This is a genomic window from Clavibacter sp. CT19 (genome assembly GCF_027858075.1).
GTDB lineage: Bacteria > Actinomycetota > Actinomycetes > Actinomycetales > Microbacteriaceae > Clavibacter > Clavibacter tessellarius_A.
The window spans coordinates 273325-296837 of the sequence record NZ_JAQHYR010000002.1; the positions used below are offsets into that span (position 1 = coordinate 273325).

General features: G+C 72.1%; 22 protein-coding genes, 2 tRNA genes and 1 pseudogene. 10 read left to right on the top strand and 15 right to left on the bottom strand.

From position 1 onward, the window contains the following. Positions 1-89: 89 nt before the first annotated feature. Positions 90-1613 (top strand): S1C family serine protease, encoded by a 1524-nt coding sequence (locus PED38_RS03505; protein ID WP_270979788.1) that lies wholly within the window; start codon positions 90-92, stop codon positions 1611-1613. A 66-nt stretch (positions 1614-1679) separates the two neighbouring features. Here PED38_RS03505 and PED38_RS03510 read toward each other — a convergent pair whose 3' ends face one another. The 4 genes from PED38_RS03510 to PED38_RS03525 all read right to left on the bottom strand — a co-directional run bounded on the left by PED38_RS03510 (position 1680) and on the right by PED38_RS03525 (position 6070). After that, positions 1680-2600, bottom strand: coding sequence for a carbohydrate ABC transporter permease (locus PED38_RS03510; RefSeq protein WP_063071426.1), 921 nt, complete (start codon positions 2598-2600; stop codon positions 1680-1682). Beyond that, on the bottom strand, positions 2597-3547 hold the full coding sequence (locus tag PED38_RS03515) for a carbohydrate ABC transporter permease (protein WP_270979790.1): 951 nt from the start codon (positions 3545-3547) through the stop codon (positions 2597-2599). Before PED38_RS03515 ends, PED38_RS03510 begins: the two co-directional genes overlap by 4 nt. Positions 3548-3610: 63 nt before the next feature. Beyond that, positions 3611-4960, bottom strand: coding sequence for an extracellular solute-binding protein (locus PED38_RS03520; protein WP_270979791.1), 1350 nt, complete (start codon positions 4958-4960; stop codon positions 3611-3613). A gap of 102 nt (positions 4961-5062) precedes the next feature. Continuing rightward, positions 5063-6070 carry a LacI family DNA-binding transcriptional regulator gene (locus PED38_RS03525; protein ID WP_270979792.1) on the bottom strand — a complete coding sequence of 336 codons (1008 nt, stop codon included), beginning with the start codon at positions 6068-6070 and terminating at the stop codon, positions 5063-5065. 118 nt (positions 6071-6188) lie between these two features. Between PED38_RS03525 and PED38_RS03530 the strand changes: the two genes are divergently transcribed. Beyond that, on the top strand, positions 6189-6608 hold the full coding sequence (locus tag PED38_RS03530; RefSeq protein WP_270979793.1) for a pilus assembly protein CpaE: 420 nt from the start codon (positions 6189-6191) through the stop codon (positions 6606-6608). Positions 6609-6641: 33 nt separating this feature from the next. Here the strand turns inward: PED38_RS03530 and PED38_RS03535 are convergent, their stop codons facing one another. The 7 genes from PED38_RS03535 to galU all read right to left on the bottom strand — a co-directional run bounded on the left by PED38_RS03535 (position 6642) and on the right by galU (position 13472). Continuing rightward, positions 6642-7037: a DUF3054 domain-containing protein gene (locus PED38_RS03535; RefSeq protein WP_270979795.1), complete on the bottom strand. Its 396-nt coding sequence runs from the start codon at positions 7035-7037 to the stop codon at positions 6642-6644. 9 nt (positions 7038-7046) lie between these two features. Then, positions 7047-8675 (bottom strand): DUF7059 domain-containing protein, encoded by a 1629-nt coding sequence (locus PED38_RS03540; protein WP_270979796.1) that lies wholly within the window; start codon positions 8673-8675, stop codon positions 7047-7049. 74 nt (positions 8676-8749) lie between these two features. Next, the gene (locus PED38_RS03545; RefSeq protein ID WP_270979798.1) at positions 8750-10339 is read right to left on the bottom strand and encodes a cellulase family glycosylhydrolase; all 1590 of its coding nucleotides are present in this window, start codon (positions 10337-10339) and stop codon (positions 8750-8752) included. 244 nt (positions 10340-10583) lie between these two features. Continuing rightward, a tRNA-Ala gene (locus tag PED38_RS03550) sits at positions 10584-10656 on the bottom strand. Positions 10657-10722: 66 nt separating this feature from the next. Next, the gene (locus PED38_RS03555; protein ID WP_063071419.1) at positions 10723-11688 is read right to left on the bottom strand and encodes a hypothetical protein; all 966 of its coding nucleotides are present in this window, start codon (positions 11686-11688) and stop codon (positions 10723-10725) included. 125 nt (positions 11689-11813) lie between these two features. Further along, positions 11814-12482: a GNAT family N-acetyltransferase gene (locus PED38_RS03560; protein ID WP_063071418.1), complete on the bottom strand. Its 669-nt coding sequence runs from the start codon at positions 12480-12482 to the stop codon at positions 11814-11816. A 93-nt stretch (positions 12483-12575) separates the two neighbouring features. After that, on the bottom strand, positions 12576-13472 hold the full coding sequence (gene galU / locus PED38_RS03565; RefSeq protein WP_063071417.1) for a UTP--glucose-1-phosphate uridylyltransferase GalU: 897 nt from the start codon (positions 13470-13472) through the stop codon (positions 12576-12578). Between the two features lie 40 nt (positions 13473-13512). On the opposite strand from galU, the gene PED38_RS03570 reads away from it, so the two are divergent. Both PED38_RS03570 and PED38_RS15860 read left to right on the top strand, forming a co-directional pair. Further along, positions 13513-14088, top strand: a complete 576-nt coding sequence (locus tag PED38_RS03570) for a 5-formyltetrahydrofolate cyclo-ligase (protein ID WP_063071416.1) — start codon at positions 13513-13515, stop codon at positions 14086-14088. Between the two features lie 6 nt (positions 14089-14094). Continuing rightward, a pseudogene (locus PED38_RS15860) lies at positions 14095-14235 on the top strand (FmdB family zinc ribbon protein); the annotation flags it as partial. 14 nt (positions 14236-14249) lie between these two features. Here PED38_RS15860 and PED38_RS15865 read toward each other — a convergent pair. Next, positions 14250-14444, bottom strand: coding sequence for a hypothetical protein (locus PED38_RS15865; protein WP_333720435.1), 195 nt, complete (start codon positions 14442-14444; stop codon positions 14250-14252). Positions 14445-14557: 113 nt separating this feature from the next. Here PED38_RS15865 and mscL point away from each other — a divergent pair, with 113 nt between their 5' ends. Next, positions 14558-15040, top strand: a complete 483-nt coding sequence (gene mscL / locus PED38_RS03580; protein WP_063071414.1) for a large conductance mechanosensitive channel protein MscL — start codon at positions 14558-14560, stop codon at positions 15038-15040. A gap of 45 nt (positions 15041-15085) precedes the next feature. On the opposite strand, the gene PED38_RS03585 is transcribed toward mscL, so the two are convergent. Together PED38_RS03585 and PED38_RS03590 are read right to left on the bottom strand one after the other, a co-directional pair. After that, on the bottom strand, positions 15086-15238 hold the full coding sequence (locus tag PED38_RS03585) for a hypothetical protein (protein ID WP_175345484.1): 153 nt from the start codon (positions 15236-15238) through the stop codon (positions 15086-15088). Positions 15239-15333: 95 nt separating this feature from the next. Beyond that, positions 15334-19140 carry a DUF4011 domain-containing protein gene (locus PED38_RS03590; protein ID WP_442870651.1) on the bottom strand — a complete coding sequence of 1269 codons (3807 nt, stop codon included), beginning with the start codon at positions 19138-19140 and terminating at the stop codon, positions 15334-15336. A gap of 154 nt (positions 19141-19294) precedes the next feature. On the opposite strand from PED38_RS03590, the gene PED38_RS03595 reads away from it, so the two are divergent. From PED38_RS03595 to PED38_RS03605, 3 genes are all read left to right on the top strand, one after another. Further along, positions 19295-19366: transfer RNA gene (locus PED38_RS03595), tRNA-Arg, on the top strand. Between the two features lie 39 nt (positions 19367-19405). Next, the gene (locus PED38_RS03600) at positions 19406-19867 is read left to right on the top strand and encodes an XRE family transcriptional regulator (protein ID WP_270979803.1); all 462 of its coding nucleotides are present in this window, start codon (positions 19406-19408) and stop codon (positions 19865-19867) included. Next, positions 19867-20199, top strand: a complete 333-nt coding sequence (locus PED38_RS03605) for a HepT-like ribonuclease domain-containing protein (protein WP_063071410.1) — start codon at positions 19867-19869, stop codon at positions 20197-20199. Before PED38_RS03600 ends, PED38_RS03605 begins: the two co-directional genes overlap by 1 nt. A 7-nt stretch (positions 20200-20206) precedes the next feature. Here the strand turns inward: PED38_RS03605 and PED38_RS03610 are convergent, their stop codons facing one another. Continuing rightward, positions 20207-21319 carry a type I restriction endonuclease gene (locus PED38_RS03610; RefSeq protein WP_270979805.1) on the bottom strand — a complete coding sequence of 371 codons (1113 nt, stop codon included), beginning with the start codon at positions 21317-21319 and terminating at the stop codon, positions 20207-20209. Positions 21320-21426: 107 nt separating this feature from the next. Here PED38_RS03610 and PED38_RS03615 point away from each other — a divergent pair, with 107 nt between their 5' ends. Beyond that, positions 21427-21747: a nucleotide pyrophosphohydrolase gene (locus PED38_RS03615; RefSeq protein ID WP_063071408.1), complete on the top strand. Its 321-nt coding sequence runs from the start codon at positions 21427-21429 to the stop codon at positions 21745-21747. A gap of 226 nt (positions 21748-21973) precedes the next feature. Next, the gene (locus PED38_RS03620) at positions 21974-23512 is read left to right on the top strand and encodes a DNA/RNA helicase domain-containing protein (protein WP_333720434.1); all 1539 of its coding nucleotides are present in this window, start codon (positions 21974-21976) and stop codon (positions 23510-23512) included. Position 23513: the final 1 nt, after the last annotated feature.

Consider the following 23513-nt stretch of genomic DNA (forward strand, 5'->3'; position numbering starts at 1 on the left):
GCTCGTGCTCGTCATGGGCTGCTCATAGGGACGGGCGGTGTGATCTCCTCATCGCCCCCACCGGGCCACCCGAGACACGAAGGACCGTCATGAACGAGACACCGCAGGAGCCGACCGGACGTCCGGACGAGGCCCCGGCCGGCGACGCCGGCACGACCACCCCCGCGCCCTCCACCGACGCGACTCCCACCTCCGCCACCACGCCTCCCACCGACGCGACTCCCACCTCCACCACCGGCACCGCAGCCTGGGCCGCCCCGACCGGACCCGCCGCGGCCGGCCCCGCCGCCCCGACCGCCGCGTACGCCACCGCGTCGCCGTCCGTCGGGCACGGCGCCCCAGCCGGATCGCCCTGGCCCGCGCCCGCGACCGACGCGTTCGGCCGCCCCCTGCAGGTGGACGCCGCGGGCCACCCCGTCCCGCCGAAGCGGATGGGCCGCGGCCTCCGCACCGGGCTCATCGCCGGTGCCTCCGCCCTCGCCCTCCTCCTCGCCTTCGGCAGCGGCACCGCGGTCGGCTTCATGGCCGACCTCGGGCGCCACTCCACGGCGGCCGGCGACTCCCGCGTCCAGGACCCCGGCTCCTTCGTCCCCGGGCAGGGCCACGGCCACGGACGCGGCACGGGCGGCACCGGGCAGGGATCCGACGGCGGCTCCGGCAATCAGCGCGGATCCGGATCCGGCACCGGCGCCTCGGAGACCTCCCCCGAGGCGTCGGCCGACCAGATCTCCGGCGTCGTCACCGTCGACTCCGCCCTCACCTACGAGAACGCGGCGGGCGCGGGCACCGGCATCATCCTGTCGTCCGACGGCACCATCCTCACCAACAACCACGTCGTCAGCGGCGCCACGAGCATCCGCGTCACCGTCGAGTCCACCGGCAAGGCGTACGTGGGGAAGGTCGTCGGCACCGACGCCACGAACGACGTGGCCGTGCTGAAGCTCGAGGGCGCATCCGGCCTCACCCCGGCGAAGATCGACTCCGACGGCGTCCAGGTCGGCGAGGCCGTCACGGGCGTCGGCAACGCGGGCGGCACGGGAACGCTCACGGCGGCGTCCGGCGCGGTCACCGCTCTCGGCCAGTCGGTGACGACGCAGTCCGAGGGCACGGCGGCCGGCGAGACGCTCACCGACATGATCCAGACGGACGCGCCCATCGTCTCCGGCGACTCCGGCGGACCGCTGAAGGACGCCGACGGCGAGGTCGTCGGGATCGACACGGCCGCCTCGAGCGGATCCGCCGACATCACGGGCTTCGCCATCCCCATCGACCGCGCGATGTCCATCGCGAAGCAGATCGAGAACGGCGTCGAGTCCGGCACCGTGAAGATCGGCTACCCCGCGTTCCTCGGCGTGCTGCTCGCGAACCAGCCGGGCACCGTCGCGGGCGCGCCGCTCTCCGGCGTCGTCAACGGATCCGGTGCCGCGAAGGCCGGGCTCGCGCAGGGCGATGTCGTCACCTCGGTCGACGGGAAGCCCGTCGCCTCCGCGTCCGAGCTCAGCACCGCGGTCTCCGGCCACAAGCCGGGCGACCGCATCAAGCTCGGCTGGACCACCGCGGCCGGCGCGCAGAAGACGGCCGAGGTCACCCTCACGGAGGGCCCCGTCAGCTGACCGTCGCTCCGCCACGACGACGACGGCCCGTCCCGCATCGCGCGGGGCGGGCCGTCGTCGTGCGGGTCACTGCCCGCCGAACCCGGTCGTCGAGATGCCCTTGATGATCTGGCGCTGGAAGAAGAGGAACACCACGATCAGCGGCAGCGCCGCGAGCACGGCCGACGCCATGTTCTGCGCGTACTGGATGCCGTAGGCGCTCTTCACCGTCTGCAGCCCGACCGGGAGCGTCATGAGGCTCGAGTCGTTGGTCGCGATGAACGGCCAGAGGAAGTTGTTCCACGCGCCGATGAAGATGAAGATCGCCACCGCCGAGAGGATGGGGCGCGACAGCGGCATCACGATCTGCAGGAACACGCGCACCCGGCCGGCGCCGTCGACGCGCGCCGCGTCCTCCAGCTCGATCGGGATCTGGTCGAAGAACGCCTTCAGGATGAAGACCATGGCCGGGTGCACGAGCTGCGGCAGGATCACCGCCCAGAGGGTGTCGATGAGGTCGAACGACAGCATCTGGTAGAAGAGCGGGACGATCAGGATCTGCGGGGGCACGATGATCGACGCCACGATCGCGCCCATCAGCACCTTGCGTCCGCGGAAGTCGATGCGGCTGAGCGCGTAGCCGGCGAGCGCGGAGAACACGACCGCCACCACCGTGATCACGCTGCTCGTGAGCAGGCTGTTCCACGTCCACAGGGGGATGGTGCCGCCCTTGAGCACCGAGGCGTAGGCGTCGAGCGTGAAGCCGCCGGCGGGGAAGAGCGTCACGGGGAACGCCGCCGCGTCCGTCTCGGACTTGAAGGACGTGAGCACCGCCCACAGGAACGGCAGCAGCCACGCGGCCGCGAGCACGAGGAGGATCAGCAGCGCCGCGATGCGCGAGGGCGCGAACCGCGGGGTCCCCGTGCGCCCGGCGCGGGCGGCCGAGGTCGTGGCCGGCTTGCGGGCCAGCGTGCCGGCGGAGAAGGCGGGGCGGGTGGCGGTGGTCATGGCTTCCTCCGGGTGGCGGTGAGCTGCACGATCGAGATGACCACGATCAGGGCGAAGAAGATGTAGGAGATGGCGGCCGAGTAGCCGAAGCGGAAGCCGGTGAACCCGGTCTCGAAGACGTACTGCACGATGGGCCGGGTCGCGCCGCCGGGGCCGCCCGCGGTCATCTGGTAGATCTGGTCGAAGACCTTGAGCGACGCGAGCACCTGCAGGATCGCGAGGAGCGCCGTCGTCGGGGCGAGCTGCGGGATCGTGATGGAGAACAGCTGCCGCCACTTCCCGGCGCCGTCGAGGGCCGCGGCCTCGTACTGCTGGTCGGGGATGTTCTGCAGCGCCGCCAGGTAGATGAGGAAGTTGAACCCGACGGTCCACCACACGGTGGTGATCACGACGCTCGCCATGGCGAGGGACGGGTCCTGCAGCCAGGCCGGCTGCGGGAGGCCCAGGGATCCGGCGATCGCGTTCACCACCCCGAGCTGCGGGTTGTACATCCACAGCCAGAAGAGCGACACAACGGTGGACGCGAGCAGGAACGGCAGGAAGAACGACAGGCGCCACAGCCACTGGCCGGGCAGCCCGAGGTTCACGAGCAGCGCGAGGACCAGCCCGACGAGGAGGAGGGGCACGGTGCTCGCGACCGTGAACACGACGGTATTGCCGAGCGAGCGCCACATCTGGGAGTCGCCGAACGCCTCGGCGTAGTTGGCGAAGCCGATGAAGCCGCCGTTCGCGCCCGTCAGGCTCTGGCCGGTGAGGCTCTGGTAGAAGCCGTAGAGCACCGGCCACACGAGGAAGAGCAGGAAGGTGACGACGAAGGGGGCGATGAAGAGCATCCCCTGCATCTGCTCCTTCGCGCGCGGCCTCGGGCTCGGGCGGCCCGCGACGGGAGGCGGGGAGGCGGGTCCGGTCGCGGGCGCGACCGGGGCGGGTGGTGCAGCTGTCGTCACGAGTGGACTCCTTCGTCGTTTCGCAGGATGGGGCGCCGGGCCGCGGGGAGCGGCCGCGGCCCGCTAAAGGGGGTTGGGCTTGGCGAGCAGCGCGTCGATCTGCCCGATGAACGCGTCGAGGCCGGCCGCGGGATCCTGCCGGCCGAGGAACACGTTCTGCATGTTCTCGGCGAAGAAGGTCTGGAAGTCCGAGCCGGATCCGGTGAAGTACGCCACCGGGTCGTACTCGATCTGCTCGGCCGCGTACGCGTAGTGCGCCTGCGGCAGCAGCTCCGCGTACTCCGGGCTGTCGATGATGGGCTTGTACGCGGGGATGTGCCCGGCGCCCGCCCACTGGAGCGAGTTCTTCAGGAGGTCGGTCACGAACTCGTAGCTCTTGCGGCGCTTGTCCGGATCGGGTGCGCTCTGGTGCGGGAGCACGAACGCGTGCGAGTCGGCGAAGGACGCGGGCGTCCCGTAGAGGGTCGGGATCGGCATCGCGTCGAAGGGCAGCTTCGCGGTCTGGAACGTGGGCAGCTCCCACACGCCCGTGAAGATCGCGCCGCTCTTGCCGCCGGCGAACTCGGCGATGGCGGTGCCGGCGTCGCCGCTCGCGGTCGCGATGGTGCCGTCGAGGAGCGTGCGGATGAACTCGATCGCGGTGAGGGCCTTGTCGCGGTCGTAGACGACCTGGCCGCCCGTGGGCAGCTCCATCTCGCCGCCCATCTGCTTGTAGAGCGTGTAGAAGAGGCGCCACATCTGGGTGCCGTCGCCGAGGTAGCCGTAGCTGAGGCCGTGCACGCCCGTGATCCCCTGCATCGCGCGCATCGCGTCGGCGAAGGCCTCGGGCGAGTCGAGGGGGGCGAGCTGGCCGTCGTCGCCGAGGAGGCCGGCCTGGCCCGCGATGTCGGTGTTGTACATCATCACGAACGGGTGGCTGTCGAGCGCGATGGAGTAGAGCTTCCCGTCCACCACGCCCTTGTCCCAGACGCGCGGCTCGAAGTCGGCCTGGGTGACGCCCAGCTCGGCGAGCACGTCGAGGTCCCAGGGGTCGAGGAGGCCGCCGGGCGCGAAGCCGGGGACGCGGGCCGCGTGCATCACGGCGACGTCGGGCGCGCGGCCGCCGACCGAGGCCATGGCGAGCTTCGTGTAGTACGGCTGACCCCAGGCGAGGACCGTGGCGGTGACGTCGAAGTCGCCGCTGGTCGCCTCCGCCTGCCGCACCATCTCCGTCATGCGGATGCCGTCGCCGCCGGACAGCAGGTGCCAGTACTTCAGGTCGACGATGCCGCCGGCCGCCGCCACCTGGGGCGCGCAGCCGGAGAGACCCCCGACCAGGAACGCGCCGCCCAGGGCGGCCGCGCCGCCCATGATCAGCTGACGCCTCGACCACGCCGTGGGTCGCGCCCCGGCCTTTCCCTCAACAGGATCCATTGACCACTCCTTCGTGATGCGACGATCATTACATCGTTGTAATGGCGAGCGCAACGTTTCCGGGGTCGATCTCGGGGGTCGGCGCGGACCGGGGCGGAGCGATCAGCCCACGAGCGTCGAGCGCGTGCTGCCGCGCACGACGACGCGGTGCGGGATCACGACGTGCACGGGCGGTCCCTCGCGCTCCTCGATGCGCCGCACGAGCTGGGCGACCGCCGCCTCCGCGTAGGCGCGGATGTCGAAGTGCACGGTCGTGAGGGTCGGGATCGAGAAGCGCGACTGGTCGACGTCGTCGAAGCCGGCGACCTGGATCTGCTCGGGCACGCGGATCCCGTGGTCGGCGAGCGCCCGCAGAGCGCCGAAGGCCAGGCCGTCGGTGAAGCAGAACAGCGCGTCGGGCAGCGGGTTCCCGCTGGAGAGGTACGAGTCGACGGCCTCGGCGCCGGACGCGCTGTTCCACCCGGTCCGGTCGATCTCGATCGGCGCTTCGCCCGCCTCCTCCATCGCCCGGAGGTAGCCGATGCGGCGGAGGTCGCCCGCCGCCGACTCCTCGCGCGTGGCCGTGCCGACGGCGGCGATGCGCCGGGCACCGGTGCCGAGGAGGAACCGCGTCATGTCGTAGGAGGCCTGGACGCTGTCGACCCCCACCCGGTCGGCGATCTCCTGCTCCACCTCGCCGATGACCACGACGGGCGGCAGCGACTCCGCGCGCACGATGGCGCTCTGCGACAGCAGCACCGGGTTGAGGATCAGGCCGTCGACCAAGTGCTCGCGCGCGCGGGACATGAGGTCGCGCTCCCGGTCCGGCCGCGACCCGGTCTCCTCCATCTGGATGCTGTACCCGGCCTCGTGCGCCACCTCCACCAGGTGGTGCGCGAGCTCCGCGGAGTACGCCGTGCCGAGGTCCGGCAGCGCGACGGCGATGACGCCCGTGCGTCCGTTGCGGAGCCCGCGGGCCGACAGGTTGGGCACGTAGTCGAGCGCGGCCACCGCCTGCTCGACGCGCTCGCGGGTGGCGGGGCTCACGGCGACACGGCCGGTGATCACGTTGGAGACGGTCTTCGGGGAGACGCCGGCGCGCGCGGCCACGTCCTTGACTGTCGCGCGCATGGTCCTCCCGGTCCCGGACGGCGGCGGTCGGCGGCCGCGGTCGGTGCCCCGAATCTAATGCACCGGCATTCCCCCACCCGCGGAGGCGACGCCCGGGAGGGCCGGGCATACTGCACGGATGATCTCCACCGCGCACGCGACGACCCTCCTGGAGCTCGGCCTCGAGTGGCAGCCCGAGCCCGGCGACCGGTTCCGGATCCGCGGCCAGGGCTTCGAGTCGGACGTCTTCACCATCAGCGAGCTCACCATCGAGGCGCACGAGCACGCGACCGGGACGGTGCTCGGCTTCAACGGCACGACCGAGTGGGCGCTCGACTCGGTCGCCCTCGAGGACAGCCTGTGGCTCCCGCGCGAGGACCAGCTGCGGGCGCTCCTCGGCGGCGCCTTCCGTTCGCTGCGACGCGAGATCGGCGGGGCCGAGGACGGCGCTCACGTGGTGTTCGTCGTCATCGCCGGCGAGGAGGTCGAGCACCGCGACCTCGAGGCGGAGGAGGCCTACGCGAAGGCGCTCATCGCCGTGATGGAGGCGGCGGCCTAGTCGCGACCGGCGCCGGAGCCGCGACGACTCGGATCAGGCGCGCGCCCGGCGGCGGACGGCGACGGCGACGATGCCGCGCCAGCCGAGGAGCAGGATCCCCAGGATGATCGCGGTCGTGATCACGAACGGCACCACCACGCCCTCCCCGGTGAGCGCGCGCAGCACCATGCCGACGACGACCGTGACGCCCCACGCCACGAGGCCCGTGGGCACGATGCGGGACGGCGCGCGCCAGGCGCGCGCCACGATCCAGCCCACGACGCCCGCCGCCAGGAACGGCCACGCGGTGCCGAGCACGCCGGACGGCGCGAGGTCCTCGCCGTGGCTGGCGCGCCCGATGAGGACGAAGACGACGACGAGCGCGGCGTCGAGCACGGCGGCGCGGAGGATCTCGGGGCGGGCGGCGGGGCGGGCGGTTCGGCGGGTCACCCGGAGATCCTAGGCGTCGTCGCCTGGGCGGGCGGCGCCCTGTCCCGCATCCGCGTCCGCCGCCGCGTCCGGCAGCAGCAGGAACCCGTCGGCCACGAGCGCGCGGATCCGCGGCAGCAGCTCCGCGCGCAGGGCGGCGGCATCCACGGACGTGAGCTGCGCCACGGCGTCCGCGATGGCTCCGACGGTGAGCTCGCCGTCACACGCCCCCACGAGCGCCGCCAACCCGGTGTCGAGCGGCAGCTCGCGGCCGAAGCCGGCGCCCTGGCGGAGGATCATCACGGTGGGGTCCTCGGCGCCGGGCCAGTGGTGCCGCTCCTCGGTGACGTCGCCCGCGACCACGAGCGCGGTCGCCGCCAGCGCGTCGTCGTCGAGGAGCGCGAGGCCGTCGTGCGCGGCGAGCGACGCGGCGAGGTGCTCACCCAGACCGGTGGGGTTGTGCCCGAGTCCGCCGGGCAGGCGCTCGAGGCGGCGGAGCGTCGGCGCGCCCGCGGCGGGACGACGCAGGGTCAGGTAGCCGAAGCCGACGGCGTCCACCCCGCGGGCGGCGAAGTCGTCGAGCCACGCGCCCATGAGCGACTCGGACTCCGGTGTGCCGGCGCGGGTGCCGCCGTCGCGGATCCACGTCTCGGCGTAGAGCGCGGCGTCCTGCACCTCGCGCTCCACCACCCACGCGTCGAGGCCGGCTCCCGTGCGCGCCGCGGCGCGGTCGAGCCAGCCCGCCACCCGCTCGAGGCCCGGCTCCCCCGCCCGGTGCTCCCAGTTGCCGAGGAGCTGCGCGACGCCGCCGGGCGTCAGGTGGTCGGCGAGGTCGGCGATCACCCCCTCCACGAGCGCGTCGCCCACGAGCCCGGCGTCGCGGTACTCGTACGCGGGAACGCCGTCGGCGCGCGGGGTGATCACGAACGGCGGGTTCGACACGATGTGGTCGAAGCGCTCCCCCGCGACCGGCTCGAACAGGCTGCCGAGGCGGAGCTCGATGGTCGTGACGCCATTGAGCGCCGCGTTCAGAGCGGCGAAGGCGAGCGCGCGCGCGGAGATGTCCGTGGCGACCACGCGGTCGGCGTGGCGGGAGGCGTGCAGCGCCTGGATGCCGCAGCCGGTGCCGAGGTCGAGCGCGTTCGCGACCGGGGTGGAGATCATCAGGCCGCTGAGGGTCGCCGACGCGCCGCCGACGCCGAGCACGTGGTCCTCGTCGAGGGCGCCGCCCGTGGCGAGCTCCCCGAGGTCGGACGCGATCCACCACTCGCCGACGCCGTGAGCGTCGATGAAGCCGTAGGGCCGGAGGTCGACGGCCGGGCGCACGCGGTCGCCGTCGACCTCGACCAGCCCGAGGCGCGCGGCACCGTCGAGGCCGAGCGCCGGGAGTGCGCGTCGCAGGTCGGCGGCGTCCACGGCGTCGCCGAGGACGAAGAGGGCTGCGAGCGCGGCGGGGGCGGGGAGGCCGTCCGCGGTGCGCGCAGCGGCGACGGCGCGGCGGGCGGGGATCCGGTTGCCGCGGTGCAGGGCCTGCCCGGCCGCGTCGCCCCAGACGCCGAGCGCCGAGGCCAGGGTGAAGGGCGCCGCCTCGAGGTCGGCGCGGAGCGCCCGCACCTCCGGGGTCGCGATGGTCACGGACGGGATCGCGGGGCGGGGCACTGACCGATCTTAACGAGCGGCGGCGCCGGCCGCCGGGTGGGAGCCCGACGACCGGCGCCGTGGTGAGGTGGAGGTCAGCGGCTCGTGACGGTGAGCTGCGGCGCGCTCGGAGCGGGACCACCGGCCGCCTGCAGGCCGACGTGCACGGTCTGGCCGGCGGACAGCGCACCTGCCCAGTCCGCGCCCGTGCAGGTCACCGTGCCGGAGGCGACACCGCAGCGCATCCCCCAGCTGTTCCCGACGGAGGTCGTGCCGGAGCTCGCCCACGACACGGTCCACCCGGAGACGGCGGACTTCGCGGTGATGTCGAGATCGGCCACGTAGCCGGACGACCAGGAACCGCCCGGCTGCCACGTCGCCGCCACGGCGCCCGACGTGGCGGGTGCCGGCTGCGGCTGCGGCTGCGGAGCGGGCTGGGCACCGGAACCGGATCCCGAGCCGGAACTGGCGCCGGATCCGGAACCCGAACCCGACGATGCCGCCGGGTGCAGGATCGGCGCCATCGCGTCGAGCTTCGCCTGCTCCGGGGTCACCCAGTCGCTCTTCACGAGCCCGCCCGTGTCATTGCTGTCGGGGTTGAACGACCAGAACGACGAGCTGATGCCGGTGGTCTGCAGGTAGGACACCAGGGTGGACAGCCACTGCTTGTCGCTCGTGGTCTCCAGCCGGGTGCCGAACTCGCCGAGCAGCACGGGGGCGACGCCGGTCTTCGCGAGGTAGCCCCAGTGGGTGTCCCACACGCTCGTGAGGTTCTTCGGGTACTCGGGCGAGCTGAACCACGACTGGCCGGAGATGCTCGACGGGTAGTCGTGCGGGGAGTAGACGACGCGGTTCGGCACGCTCAGCCGGACCGGCTTGTCGCCCGCGGCGCCGAGGGCGCCGCCCCACCAGGTGCCCGAGCCGTCGGGCTGCTTGTCGGTGCCCTCGACGATGACGAGCAGCTTCGGGTTGACCGACAGCACCGCGTTCCCGCCGCGCTCGGCGGCGAGCCGCCAGTCGGTGGCCGTGTCGCCCGTGCCCCAGGATGCCTGGCCGTGCGGCTCGTTGTGCAGGTCGACGCCGATGACCGTCGGGTCGTCCTTGTAGCGGTCCGCGAGCATCTTCCAGTCGGAGATCCACTGCGACTCCGGGAGGTCCGACGTGTACCAGACCTCGGACTGCCCGCTCGTGGTGGGACGGTGCTGGTCGAGGAACACGTTGAGGCCGTTGGCCTTGGCGGAGGCGATGACGCGGTCCATGAGCTGCAGCGGGGACAGGCCCCGCAGGTCTGGGTTCGCGTTCAGCCAGTCGGCCGTGCTGGAGGCGTGGAGGCACTCGTTGGCGTACGGGAGGCGCACCGTGGTGAAGCCCATGTCGTGGAGGTGCTTCATGCCGCTGTCGAGCGTGATCTTGTCGAGCCCGTGGAGGACGCAGCCCGACGACTCGAGCCCGAACCAGGCGGCGCCGCGGATGGTGTACGTGGATCCGGATGCGTCGACGATCCTCCCGCCGTCGGTGTGCAGCCACCCGGAGGCGGCCGTCGCGGCGGTCGAGGCGGCGGAGGTGCGCGCGACGGCGCCCGGGTCGGCTGCGGAGGCCGAGGCAGCCGATGCTCCTGCCGCCGCGAGCGCGACCGGGAGGAGGAGTCCGAGCAGTGCAGTGGTGAGGCCTCTTCGTGTCTTCATGGGGGAAGGCTAAGAGGCTCGGAGGGCGCTCGGGAACATCCCTCACAGGACGTGAGGGTGAACGTCGCACTGCGGATCGGCGGGGCGTGCAGCGTCGTCATCCCCGTCATCCCCGTCATCACCGCGTGCGCGCTGCCCGTCGGCTCGGCCGGGATCCCCCGCGGTCACCGGTCGGGCGCACCTCCCGTGGCAGCCCGCGGACGGGTCGGGAGAAAGCAAAAACCCCGCCGGAGCGGGGTTCTTGTGGACCTAAGGAGATTCGAACTCCTGACCTCCTCGATGCGAACGAGGCGCGCTACCAACTGCGCCATAGGCCCTGACAACTCCACGAGACTACCACGTCACGGGGAGCCCTCCGAACCGCGCGGCCCGGAGACGAGGGGTCAGCCGACGGCCCTGCGGCGCCGCAGCACCTCGTCGAGGTCGCCCATGCCGGGCTCGGCGTCATCCACGATGCCCATGCGCGAGAAGCGGCTGTCCGGAGCGGTGCGCGCGGCGGGCGCGAGCGGAGCGGCGGATGCGGCGGGCGCGGCCTCCTCCTCGGCGGACAGGCGCGCGACCTCGGGCTCGAGGTGCGCGCGGCGGAGCGTCTCCTCCGACGCGGCGGCGGCGCGGCGCATCTCCTCGACGGGCGACAGCGGCGTGCGCGGCGCGTTGCCGGCGCCGGGTCGCGGGCCGGGCGCCTGCGAGCGCGAGAGGTAGAGCGGCTTCGGGACGGGGACGGGGGTCCACGACTCGCCCTCCTCCCGCTCGGCGACGGGCGCGGCGGGCTGCTCGGCGGACTCGTGGAAGTCGGTGAAGCCGGTCTGGGGTCGCGGCCGGGCCTCGGGCGCCTGGAGGCGGCGGGCGGCGGCGACCTGGGACATGCGCTGCAGGATCGCGAGCGATCCCATGGTGGCGAGGGACGAGATCACGAGCAGCGTCCACGCGGCACCGCCGGCGACCTGGGCGATGCCGGCGACGACGCCCACGAGGGCGAGCGCGAGGATCGCGGTGGCGACGAGCCGGGTGCGGCGGAGGCGCGTGGCGGCGGAGGGCGACGTTGCGGACACGGGGGCCACTTTCGGTAGGGCGCGCTGGGCGGCGGCGTCTCGCGCGCGCGCGGCGGCTTCGGCTTCTTCGGCGGCGCGGCGGAGCGCGCGCTGCTGCTCGACGACGCTGCGGGCGCTGGTCTCGGCCCGCACCGCGTCGGGGACCTCGGCCGTCTCGGCCAGGATCCGCAGGGTCTGCTGCAGCCGCACGGCGTTGCGCTCGGTCGCCATGTACTGGCGCCGGTGCAGCCACGTGGGCAGGAGGTAGGCGAGCCAGAGCACCGCGGAGAGCGCGATGATGATGCCGCCGGATTGCATGTCCCGAGGCTAGGAGGTCGGGGGCGCACGGCGCGGGAAGCGCGCCGCGTGTCCACCGCTGGACCGGCGCATCCGCAGGCGCGGGCCGGACCCGGCCGGCAGCCGGACCGGCGCCGGATCCCGGGTCAGATGCGGCGCTGCACGGCGAGCGGGGCTGCGGCCGCCTCGACATCGGCGTCGGGCACGCGCGACCACTCCGGGTCCACGCCGCCCTGCTTCCAGCGGTCGAGCACGCTGGTGGACAGCTCCTCCACCACGAGGCCGAAGCAGAAGTGGTCGCGCCAGTCGCCGTTGATGTGGATGTAGCGGCGTCGCAGGCCCTCGTACCGGAAGCCGAGCTTCTGCACGACGCGGAGGCTGGGGGCGTTCTCCGGGCGGATGCAGATCTCCATCCGGTGGAGCCCGAGCGTGGTGAAGCAGTGGTCGGTGGCGAGCGCGACGGCCGTGGGCGTCACGTTCCGGCCGGCGAAGTCCTGGCCGACCCAGTAGCCGATGGTCGCGCTCGAGAGCGAGCCGTAGGCGATGGACGAGACGTTGAGCTGGCCGGCGAACTCGTCGTCGTACTCGATGACGAGCGGCACGCCGAGGCCCGCCCGCGCGTTGGCCTGGAGCGACCGGATGCTCGCGCGGGTGTCGAACGCCATGGGCGCGTAGGGGCTGGTCGCCTCCCACTTGCGGAGCCACGAGCGGTTGTCGAGCAGCGAGCGCTCGAGGGCCCGCGAGTCGCGGAGCCGGATGGGGCGGACGGAGATGCGCCCGTCCCGCATGGTGGGTACGGTCTGCGGCACGTCCATGAGCCTAGGCCCGACCGGGTCGGGTGGCGCCGCGCGCCGGGTATGCCGCGCGGAGCGGATCCCCGGAGGCGGGCCGACCGCCGTGCGCGCGGATCAGCGCTCGAGCGTCTTGACGAACTCGGGCAGCCACTCGCGGAGGCCCTCGCCGAGGTCCTCGTGGTCGACGCCGAGCTGCACGATGGCCTTCAGGTAGTCGAGCCGGTCGCCCGTGTCGTAGCGGCGGCCGCGGAAGACGACGCCGTAGACGCCGCCGGTCCACTCGGGAGCGGCCGCCATCTTCTCGAGCGCGTCGGTGAGCTGGATCTCGCCGCCCTTGCCGGGCTCCGTCTTGTGCAGCACGTCGAAGACCTCGGGGCGCAGCACGTAGCGGCCGATGATCGCGAGGTTGGACGGCGCGGTGCCGGCGGCCGGCTTCTCGACCATCCCGGTGATGCGCACGACGTCGTCGTCGTCCGTCGCCTCGACCGTGGCCACGCCGTAGAGGTGCGTCTGCGAGGGATCCACCTCGAGGAGCGCGACGACGGAGCAGCCGCGCTCGAGCTGGACCTCGATCATGCGGGAGAGGAGCACGTCGCGCTTGTCGATGATGTCGTCGCCGAGGAGCACGGCGAAGGGCTCGCGGCCCACGTGCATCTCGGCGCGGAGCACCGCGTGGCCGAGGCCCTTCGGGTCGCCCTGGCGGACGTAGTGCATGTCGGCGAGGTCGGTGGACTCGTTGACCTTGCGGAGCTTGGCGTCGTCGCCCTTGAGCTGGAGGGTGGCCTCGAGCTCGGCGTTGCGGTCGAAGTGGTTCTCGAGGGCGGTCTTGTTGCGGCCCGTGATCATGAGGACGTCGTGGAGGCCCGCGCCAACCGCCTCCTCCACCACGTACTGGATGGCCGGGCGGTCCACGACCGGCAGCATCTCCTTCGGCATCGCTTTCGTGGCGGGCAGGAACCGCGTCCCGAGCCCCGCCGCGGGGATGACAGCCTTCGTGATGTGGGTGACCATGCGATCGAGCGTATCCACAAAAGCTACCTAGACTCGACCCATGCCGAGCGATGTCCCCAACGAGAAGAGGGCCCTGCGGGCCCAGCTGCGGGAGCGTCGTCGCCAGATGACCTCGACCGAGCGCGACGAGGCGGCCCACGGGCTGACCAGCCGGCTGACCGAGCTGGTGGCGAACCATGACGCGCGTCGCGTCGCCTGCTACCTCTCCACCGTCGACGAGCCGACCACCCGGCCTTTCCTCCAGCGGCTGCACGCGGACGGCCTCCGGGTGCTCCTGCCGGTGTCCCGAGACGACGGCCTGCTCGACTGGGTCGTCAGCGACGGCACCGAGACCGAGGGCCTGTTCGGCCTGCCGGAGCCGGTGGGCGAGCTGCTCGGTCCGATCGCGATCAACGACGTCGACCTGATCATCGTGCCCGCCGCCGCGGTCGACCAGGGCGGCATGCGCATGGGCTGGGGCCGCGGCTACTTCGACAAGACCCTCGGATCCATGGAGGCCTGTCCCCCGGTCTACGCTGTGGTGTTCGACGCCGAGTTCGTCGACGAGCTCCCGCGGGAGAAGCACGACATGCCGGTCGACGGCATCGTGACCCCGACCCTCATCCACTCCTTCTAGGGACCCATGCCCACGTACTCCTACCGCTGCACGCTGTGCGGCAACGCCTTCGACATCGTGCAGGCGTTCACCGACGACTCCCTCACCGAGTGCCCCGTGTGCGGCGGCAAGCTCCGCAAGCTCTTCGCGGCGGTGGGCGTGAGCTTCACCGGCAGCGGCTTCTACCGCAACGACTCGCGCACCGAGGACGCGGCGAAGCGGTCGCGGTCGTCGTCGGGGTCGTCGTCGGCGAAGTCGGGCGACGCGTCGTCGTCCTCGTCGTCCGACTCGTCGTCGTCCTCGTCTGACTCGTCGTCCTCGTCGTCCTCGTCGTCCTCGTCGTCCGACTCCTCGGGGTCGTCCGGGTCGGGCACCACGGGCCAGGGCTCCGGTACCGTGGCCCCCAGCACCCCCTCCGGTCCCGCGTCCTCGGGCTCCGGTCCGTCCTCGCCGTCCACCTGATCGGGCGGCCCGCACGACAGGAGCACCCGTGAAGGGCTTCAAGGAGTTCATCCTCCGCGGCAACGTCATCGACCTCGCGGTCGCGGTCGTCATCGGCGCCGCGTTCACCGCGATCGTGACGGCCATCGTCACGTCGGTCTTCAACCCGGTCATAGGGGCGCTCTTCGACGCGAAGGACCTCGCGGAGGCTCTGCCTGTCGGGATCCCGAAGGCGTCGGGCGGCGAGGCCACCATCTACTTCGGCGCCGTGATCGCCGCGGTCCTCAACTTCCTCATCGTCGCGGCCGTCGTCTACTTCGCGCTCGTGCTGCCCGTGAACCACCTCAAGAAGGTGGCGTTCGCCAAGCAGAAGGCCGAGGAGGAGGCCACGCCGAAGGACGTGCCGCCGACCGAGACCGAGCTGCTCATCGAGATCCGCGACCTGCTCGCCGGGCGGCCCTCGCCCGAGGGCTCGCACACGGTGCCGTCGCCGACCGGCCAGCACGCGGCCGAGACCGGGAAGCCCGCCTAGCGGGATCCGCGCTCCCGCACGACCGACCGCCTCCGGTCCGTCCGCTCAGCCCCAGTGGGGCGGGCGGTCGAGCCGGAGGCGGTCGTCGTTGGTGTCGGCCGACGCGGGCGCGTCGCCCCAGCCCTGCGGCGCGTCCTCGGCGGCGCGCACCGCGGGGACGCGCGCGTCGGCCTGGGGCGTGGGGTCGGATCCCGGCACGGGCGGCGTCGACGCGCGCCGCGACCGGCGCGCCGGCCGGGGCTCCCCCGCGGCGTGCGGGTGGCCGTCGGCGTCCGACGGATCGCGCTCCGGCATCAATCCGCCCGGTGCGCGCCGGCCTGCACCTGCACGGGCGCGGTGACCGGATGCGCGTCCGAGATGGCGCCGAGGGCGGTGGCGATGCGGCGGGCGACGGCGTCCGGATCCGCGAACAGCTCGAAGGAGTGCACGCGGAGGTAGTGCCAGCCGAGCCGCTTGAGCATCTCGGGCCGCAGGCGCAGCGACTCGCGGAGGCTCGTCTGGTTGACGACCGGGTCGGTCTCGATCGCGATGGCCCGGCCGCCGTAGGACGCCACGAGGCCGAGCTTGTCGCGGTGGCCGAGGGCGGGCGCGAGGCCGAGGCCCTCGAGGCGGCGGGCGAGGTCGACGAGCATGGCGTCGCCGTCGTCCGGGATCGGGTCCTCGCGGAAGCGCGCCTCCGCCTCGGACAGGATCTGGGCGAGCGCGACGATGCCGTGCTTCATCCGGTCCTGGTCGATGTCCGACGGCTGGAAGCAGGAGACCACGACCATCGAGCGGCGGGCGCGCGTCATGGCGACCGCGAGCAGGCGCTCCCCGCCGGGAGCCGCGAGCGAGCCGAAGTTCGACAGCACGCGGCCGTGCGGGGTGCGGCCGTAGCCGACCGAGAAGATCACGCGGTCGCGGCTCTGCGCGACGCACTGCTCGAGGGTCGCGACCATGAACGGCTCGGCGCGGTCGCCGATGAAGAACTCGGTGACGTCGCTGCGCTTGGCCGCCGCGTGGAGCGCGGCCTGCTGCACCCGCACGGCGTGCCGGGCGCTCGCGGTGATGACCATGAGGGACTCGCGCGGGCGGTGGCTCGCGTGGTCGAGCACCAGCTCCACGACGCGGATCACCTCGGCGTCGACGCTCTCGACCGCGCCGGAGTCCTCGTCGGGCATGCCGTGTCCGTCGGCGACGAAGTCGAGCGACAGGCTGCCGTGGCCGAGGAACGTGCCGGCCCACGGGAGGGACTGGATGCGACCGCCGTAGAACCGGCGGTTGACGAGCTCGGCCAGGTCCTCGCCGCCGGCGCGGTAGCTGCGGGTGAGCGCGAGCGAGGGCAGGAGCTCGCCGAGGCGCGCGAGGGCGGAGTCGGCGTGGCGCTCCTCGAGCGTCGAGTCGTCGTCCGCGAGCTGGGGCGTCGAGCGCTCCGGCTGCGGCACGACCGCGATCGTGAACGGCGACGGCGTCTGCGTGACGGGATCCCCGAAGACCACGGTCTGCTTGCCGCGCCGGATGCCGCCGAGGGCCTCCGCGAGCGTCATAGCGCCGGCGTCCACGAGGAACACGGCGTCGAAGGGCATCTCGTCGGTGATCGCCGGCACCTCGTAGGGCGACGCGAGCCAGACCGGCGCGATCGTGCGCGAGAGGTGGGGCGCTGAGTGGTGGAGGGCCGCGGCGTCGACGGGGGCGGATCCGCCGAGCAGCTGGCGCAGGTGGTGCGCCTCCTCGGGCCAGTCGACCACGCCGATCTTCCACGTCTCCGCGAGCTGCCAGGCCAGGAGGCCCGCGCTCGCGGTCGCGTGCGCCTCGTCGACGAGGCGGAAGTCGGACTCGAGCCGGTCGAGCACGCTCGTGTTCGCGTTGAGGAGCGCCTTGTCGCCCGCGAGCATCTGCTCGAGCACGGACTGCCACCAGGCGAGCTCGAGCTCGGCGGCGACGGCCTCCTGCGGCACGTGCCGGTCGGAGAGGTCGCGGAGCAGCGGGTCGAGGTCGAGGCGGCGGAGCTCGGCCAGCAGGGAGGTGCGCTCCTGCAGGTTCTGCAGCACCTCGCTGTCCTCGGCGAGCTGGGCGACCTTCTCGCGCAGCTCGTCGACGGGCAGCTCGGCGAGCGGGGTGGGCCGGGTGAGCATGCTCAGCGGCTCGTCGAGCACGCGGAGGTCGGCGGCGACCTCCTGGAAGCGGACGTGCACGTCGGAGATGCCGCGCGGGACCTCCGGGGTCGAGCCGACCGCGACGTAGCGCTGCCACAGGATCCGCTGCTTCTGGATCGCCTGGAGACTCTCGTGCATGTCGGAGATGTGGACGCCCGGGCGCACGTACTCGCGCGCCAGCTTGCGGAGGCGACGGCGGGTGATGCTCGTCATCTCGGGGGCGTCGCGGCGGGACCCGGTGGCCGCGATGATCTCGCTGAGCGACCGGTCGAAGACGACGGGCTGGAACTTGTCGAGGGTCTCGCGCACGTCGAGCAGGAGGCGGAGGTACACGCCGAGCTCGTCGATGGAGCGGTAGGCGCGCATGCGCGTCTGGCCGATGAGCTCGTCGGCCCGCTCGAGGAGGCGCGGGAGGCCGTCGGCGGACAGCGACTTCGCGAGGTCGTGCGCGTGGCTCGCGGCGGCGCTCGTGGGGAAGGTGGCGCCGTACCAGGGCGAGTCGCCCGGGCCGTAGCGGAACTCGCCGAGGCTCGCGGCCTTCACGAGGGAGGCGGCGGCGCTCGCGCGGTCGTGCGCGATGGCCGTCACGGCGGCGCGGGTGAGGCGCGCGGTGGTGGCCGGCGGGCTGGGGAGCAGCGCGAGGCGAGAGAGCTCGCCGAGCGCGTCGAGCACGGAGACGCCGAGCTCGGCGTCGGGGCGGCCGAGCGCGAAGCGGTAGTCGAGCAGCACGTGGCGCAGACGCACGAGCGCGTCGTCGACCTCGGCGGTCTGCGCGGGCGCGGCCTTCTCGTTGCGGACGATGGACTGCACCACGTCGCGCTTCAGCGACTTCGGTGCGACGGCGAGGCCCGGCAGCCCCACGTCGGCCAGGCGCTGGCCGATGCCCTTCAGCGAGGAGGCGCGGGGGCTCACCACGAGCACGCGCTTGTTCTGCGCGACGAGGCAGCCGATGGAGTTGACGATCGTCTGCGTGCCGCCCGTGCCGGGAAGCGTCGTCACCACGAGCGAGTTGCCCGCGTTGATCTGCGCGATGACGTACTCCTGCTCCGGATCCGCGTCGAGCAGCAGGGTGTCGGTGACGGGCGGGCGCTGGTCCTGCGGGATCGGATCCACCGGCGCGTAGGCCTCGCCGACGCCCCACTTGGCGGTGGGGTTGCCGGCGATGGCGTCGATCACGAGGTGGTCGAGGTGCTCAGCGTCCTCGGCGAGCGCGCGGCCGACCTCGGCGAACGAGGAGACGACGAGGCGCGGCTGCACCGCGAAGGCGGGCAGGTGCGAGGTGAGGCCGCGCAGGCGGTCGATGACCGGCTGCGGCTTGAACGCGCCGTTCTGCACGGCGAGCGCGACGAACGACTCGGCGTCGAGCGTGATCTGGAACTGCTCCTCGAGCGCCCGAGCGAGCGCCGGGTTGAGGAACGGCTGCCCCTTGAGGCGCACCTCGTAGTCGCTGCCGTGGCGGCGGATGGCGAGCGGGCGCAGGAGCACCGGCGCGCGGAACTGCTCGTCGGCGAAGCGCCACTCGGCGAGGCCGATGGCGAGGTGGATCGACTCGATGCCCCGGGCCGAGACCAGCTCGATGCCCTTCTGGGTGATCCTGTTCGCGGCCTTGCGGGCGCTGCGGAGCGCGAGCTCGTCGCGGATGAGGGACGACAGCAGGGTCGTCTTGCCCGTGATGAACTGCGCGAGGCCGCCGGGATGCGTGGTGCTCAGCTCGATGCGCGCGCCGGGCACGTCGACGAAGTGGAGGAGGGGCGAGGGCCCGCCGATGCCGGCCAGCTGCTCGCGCCACTCGCGCCAGCGGGGCTCGGCCACGTTGCCGCTGCCCAGCTGCACGTCGCCGACGCGGAGGTCGTGGGGGCTGGTGCTGTTGTGGGAAGCGTTCACGTGGGGGTCCTCAAGATGCTCGGCGGCGAACCCGGAGAGCAGGTCGTCGTCGTCGTCGGATCGTTCATTGGCACGCCACACCCGGCAACAGTACGACGCGGCGGGTGGGGAAACGGGCAGGCGGGGCCGCGCGGGGGTCGATCCGGGGGGGCTCGGCGGACAGCCGCCCGTGTCCGTTCCCGGCGCCCGCCCACCTCAGCCGAGCCCGCGGCCCTCCGCTACCATGGGCCCGTCAGCCTCTGTAGCTCAATGGAAGAGCAGTTCCGTCCTAAGGAAAGGGTTGGGGGTTCGAGTCCCTCCAGGGGCACCCTCCGCCTCGCGATATCGGCCCGCTATCATCGCGGACATGAGCGAGGCGACCGTCGGCGAGGAGCTGCGTCGGCTGCGCCGCGAGGTGGCGCTGTCGCAACGCGAGCTCGCCGCTCGCACGGGGGTCCCGCAGCCGAACATCGCCGCGTACGAGAGCGGTCGCCGGCAGCCGTCCCCCGAGACGCTCGAGCGGCTGGGGTCGGTGCTGCGGGTCCCGTCGCTCGAGCGCGTGCGGGCGTCGCGGGAGCGGATCCTCGAGGTCGCGGCCCGCCGACGCCTCAGCGACGTCCGCGTCTTCGGATCCGTGGCGCGCGGGGACGCCACGGCGGGATCCGACGTGGATCTCCTCGTGCATCCCGCGCCGGACGCGTCCCTCTTCGACCTGGCGGGCTTCATGGCCGAGGTCACGGAACTGCTGGGCCTGCACGTCGACGTGGTCTCCGATCGTGGGACGGGGCCGGTCATGGACCGCATCCGAACCGAGGCCGTGGCCCTCTGATGATCGACGGCGAACGCATCCCGGCGCTGCTGGCGGACATCGCGCGGTTCGCGGTCTCCGCTCGACGGGTGGCGGCGCGCGGCCACGCGCGCTTCGTCGACCCCGCGGACGACGAGCAGCGCCGCATCGCGCGCTCGCTCGTCGTGGACCTCTCGAGCGCCGCCGACCGCCTCCCCACCTCCTTCCGGGAAGCCCGTCCCGACGTCGACTGGAGCGGGATCCGCGCGGTACGGAGCTTCGTCGCCCACGACTACGACGGCACGGACGTGGAGGTGCTGTGGCGCGTGGTGGCGGTGGAGTTCCCGCGGATCGCGGAGGCGCTGGCGGAGTGACCCGGAACTACGCGCCGACCGGCTCCCCCGCGTGCCCGCGGATCGCCTCCCGGATCGCGTCCGCGTGCGCGTAGATCTCGTCGAGCGATCCGATCGGGTGCCGCGTCTCGACCTTGTGCGCGTCGAAGAGCCCCAGGTACTTCTGCTTCTTGCCGTTGAAGTGCAGGCGCGCGATGGGCTTGCGGTTGTTGTCGTCGAGGAGGATCGCGAGGTAAGACTTCGCGTCGCGGTGCACCACGCGCTGCGGCTTCACCTCGCTGCAGGCGATGGCCTTGACGATCTGGTAGCCCTCGAGCTCCTCGAGCGTCGTCTCGATCTCGGTGTCGCGGTCGAGGTCGGCCTCCACGGCCTCCTCGCTGGTGATCGCGTCGGCCGACACCGCGGTCGGCGCCGACGGGAACGCGGGAGCGCCCAGGGCCGTCTTCAGGCGGTCGTTCACCTGCTCGTTCAGGTACTGCTTCGACGCCTTGCCGACGAGGGTCGTGAACTGGTCGCGCACCTTCTCCGTGAACGAGCCCTCGTACACGCGCCGCGTGAGGAGCTTCACCCATTCCGGCGTCGGCTCCCGGAACTCGGCGGCGATCGCCCGCTTCAGCGCACCGACGTACTTGAGCTCACCGGCCGCGCTGATGATCGAATCGAGGTCGAACACGTCCTTCGTGAGCTTCATCAGCTCGGGCAGCAGGGTCTCGTCGATGTCCGCGAGATCGAGCACGAGGAACGGCTTCTCGTCCATGCGGTTCGGCGCGTCGAGGTCCGTGTAGAAGTGGTACGTGTCGCCGTTCGTGAGCACCGCGATGCGCGCGTTGGTGACGGCGAAGTAGCGGAAGAGCTGCGACGCGTGCTCGATCTTCAGCGGCTCGGTCGACTTCTTGCACTCGATGAGGATCTGCACCTCGCCGTCGCGCATGATCGCGTAGTCGATCTTCTCGCCCTTCTTGAGGCCGAGGTCCGCCGTGAACTCGGGGACCACCTCGAGCGGGTTGAAGACGTCGTATCCGAGGATCGTGGAGATGAACGGCATGATGAACGCGTTCTTCGTCGCCTCCTCCGTCTGGATGGCCTCGCGCTGGTTGCGGACCTTCAGGGCCAGGGCGGCCAGTCGTTCGGCGAATTCCATGGGGACTCCCTCGTCTCGGTGATCCTGACGATACGGATGTCCATGCGCGCTCATGGAAGCGCGGTGCCCCCACTTCGGGATCGGGGACCGCCTGCTACCGTGACCGCATGGTCAGCCGAGACGTGCGCGACGAGCTCGCCGCGTTCGTCGCGGAACGGGACTGGGCGCAGTTCCACACGCCGGAGAACCTCGCGAAGAGCATCGTGATCGAGGCGGGCGAGCTGCTCGAGTGCTACCAGTGGGATGCCGAGGGCGACCCTGCGCAGGTGAGGGGCGAGTTGGCCGACGTCTTGACGTACTGCCTGCTCCTGGCCGAGCGGATGGACCTCGACCCGGAGGAGATCGTGCGCGAGAAGCTGGCCGTCACGCGAGCCAAGTACCCGGTGGAGAAGGCTCGCGGACGCAGCGCCCGGTATGACGCACTTTGAGGTCCGTCGCGTCGCACTCTCCGGTGACGCCGTCGCCCGATGGGGAGCAGAGCATCCGCGCAACTCCAACTGGCCGGTGGTCTACGTCCTCGACGGTCCGCCCGCCGGAACGCGGCCGAGCCGCCGCGCACCCGACGACCTCTACGTCGGGGAATCGCTCCGGGCAGCCGCGCGTCTCGCACAGCACCTCAAGTCCGACGCACGCGGACATCTGGCGACCGCGCGCGTGATCGTCGGTGAGACCTTCAACAAGTCCGTGTGCCTGGACTTCGAGTCGCGTCTCATCAACCTCTTCTCCGGCGACGGCGTCTACACCGTCCTGAACCGCAACATCGGGATCACGAACGCGGACTACTACGACCGAGTCACCTACACCGCGGAGTTCGAGAGGGTCTTCGAGACGCTTCGACGCGAGGGGCTGTTCCAGCGCTCCATCGCCGAGATCGAGAACGGCGACCTCTTCAAGCTTTCCCCGTTCAAGGCGCTCTCGCCTGACCAGGAGGTCGCGCTGGAGCAGGTGCTCGAAGGTCTGGTAGCGGACCGGCAGACGGGGATCGAGAGCACGATGGTGATCCAGGGCGAGCCCGGCACCGGGAAGACCGTCGTGGCGATCTACCTGCTGAAGCTGATCGCCGACATCGGGCGGCTCCCGGTCGACGACGTCCTCGACAGCGACTCCGTGTTCACCGACTTCTTCCTCGGCGAGAACCGCGAGGCGCTCCAGGGGATGCGCACGGGTTTCGTCATTCCCCAGCAGTCGCTGCGAGAGAGCGTGAAGAAGGTGTTCACGCGCACGCCCGGGCTACGAGGCGTCGAGGTCCTGACGCCCTTCCAGGTCGGCGAGAGCGCAGGCCGCTTCGACCTCCTCATCGTCGATGAGGCGCATCGCCTGAACCGCCGGGCGAACCAGGCCTCGGGGCCGCTGAATCGCAAGTTCGAGGACATCACCGTCGCCCTCTTCGGGGAGGACGACAAGCACAAGACGCAGCTGGACTGGATCCGCGCGAAGAGCACGCATCAGATCCTCATGATCGACCCCGCGCAGAGCGTTCGGCCCGCCGATCTCGGCGCGGACATCATCGACGGCGTCATCGCCGAGGCACGACGCGGTCGCCGCTGGCAGCCGCTCATGTCGCAGATGCGCGTGCGAGCGGCGACGGATTACATCGGGTACATCCGCCGCGTCCTCGGCGCGACGCCGAGCTCGCGTCCGGAGGAGCCGCTGACCGCGGACGCCCTCGGCGACTACGAGTTGCGGATGTTCGACGATGTCGGCGCCATGCATGCGGCCATCCGCGACCGTGACCGGGAGCACGGGCTCGCGCGCATGGTGGCGGGGTACGCATGGGAGTGGGTCTCGAAGAAGGACCCTCAGGCGTTCGACATCCGGATCGGCGACTACCGGGCGAAGTGGAACAGCACTCAACGCGACTGGATCGCGTCGACGAACGCGCTGGAGGAGGTGGGCTCGATCCACACGGTGCAGGGATACGACCTGAACTACGCCGGCGTCATCATCGGGCCGGATCTCCGATACGACTCCGAGGGCGGCAGCCTGTTCATGCACCGCGAGTCCTACTTCGACAAGAAGGGCCAGGAGAACAACCCGACGCTCGGCATCACCTTCTCCGACGATGACCTGCGGCTGCTCATCAGCAACATCTACGCGGTGCTCATGACGCGCGGCATCCGCGGGACCTTCGTGCACGTGGTCGATCCCGAGCTGCGCGAGCATCTGCGTCGCTACATCCCCACGACGACGTAGG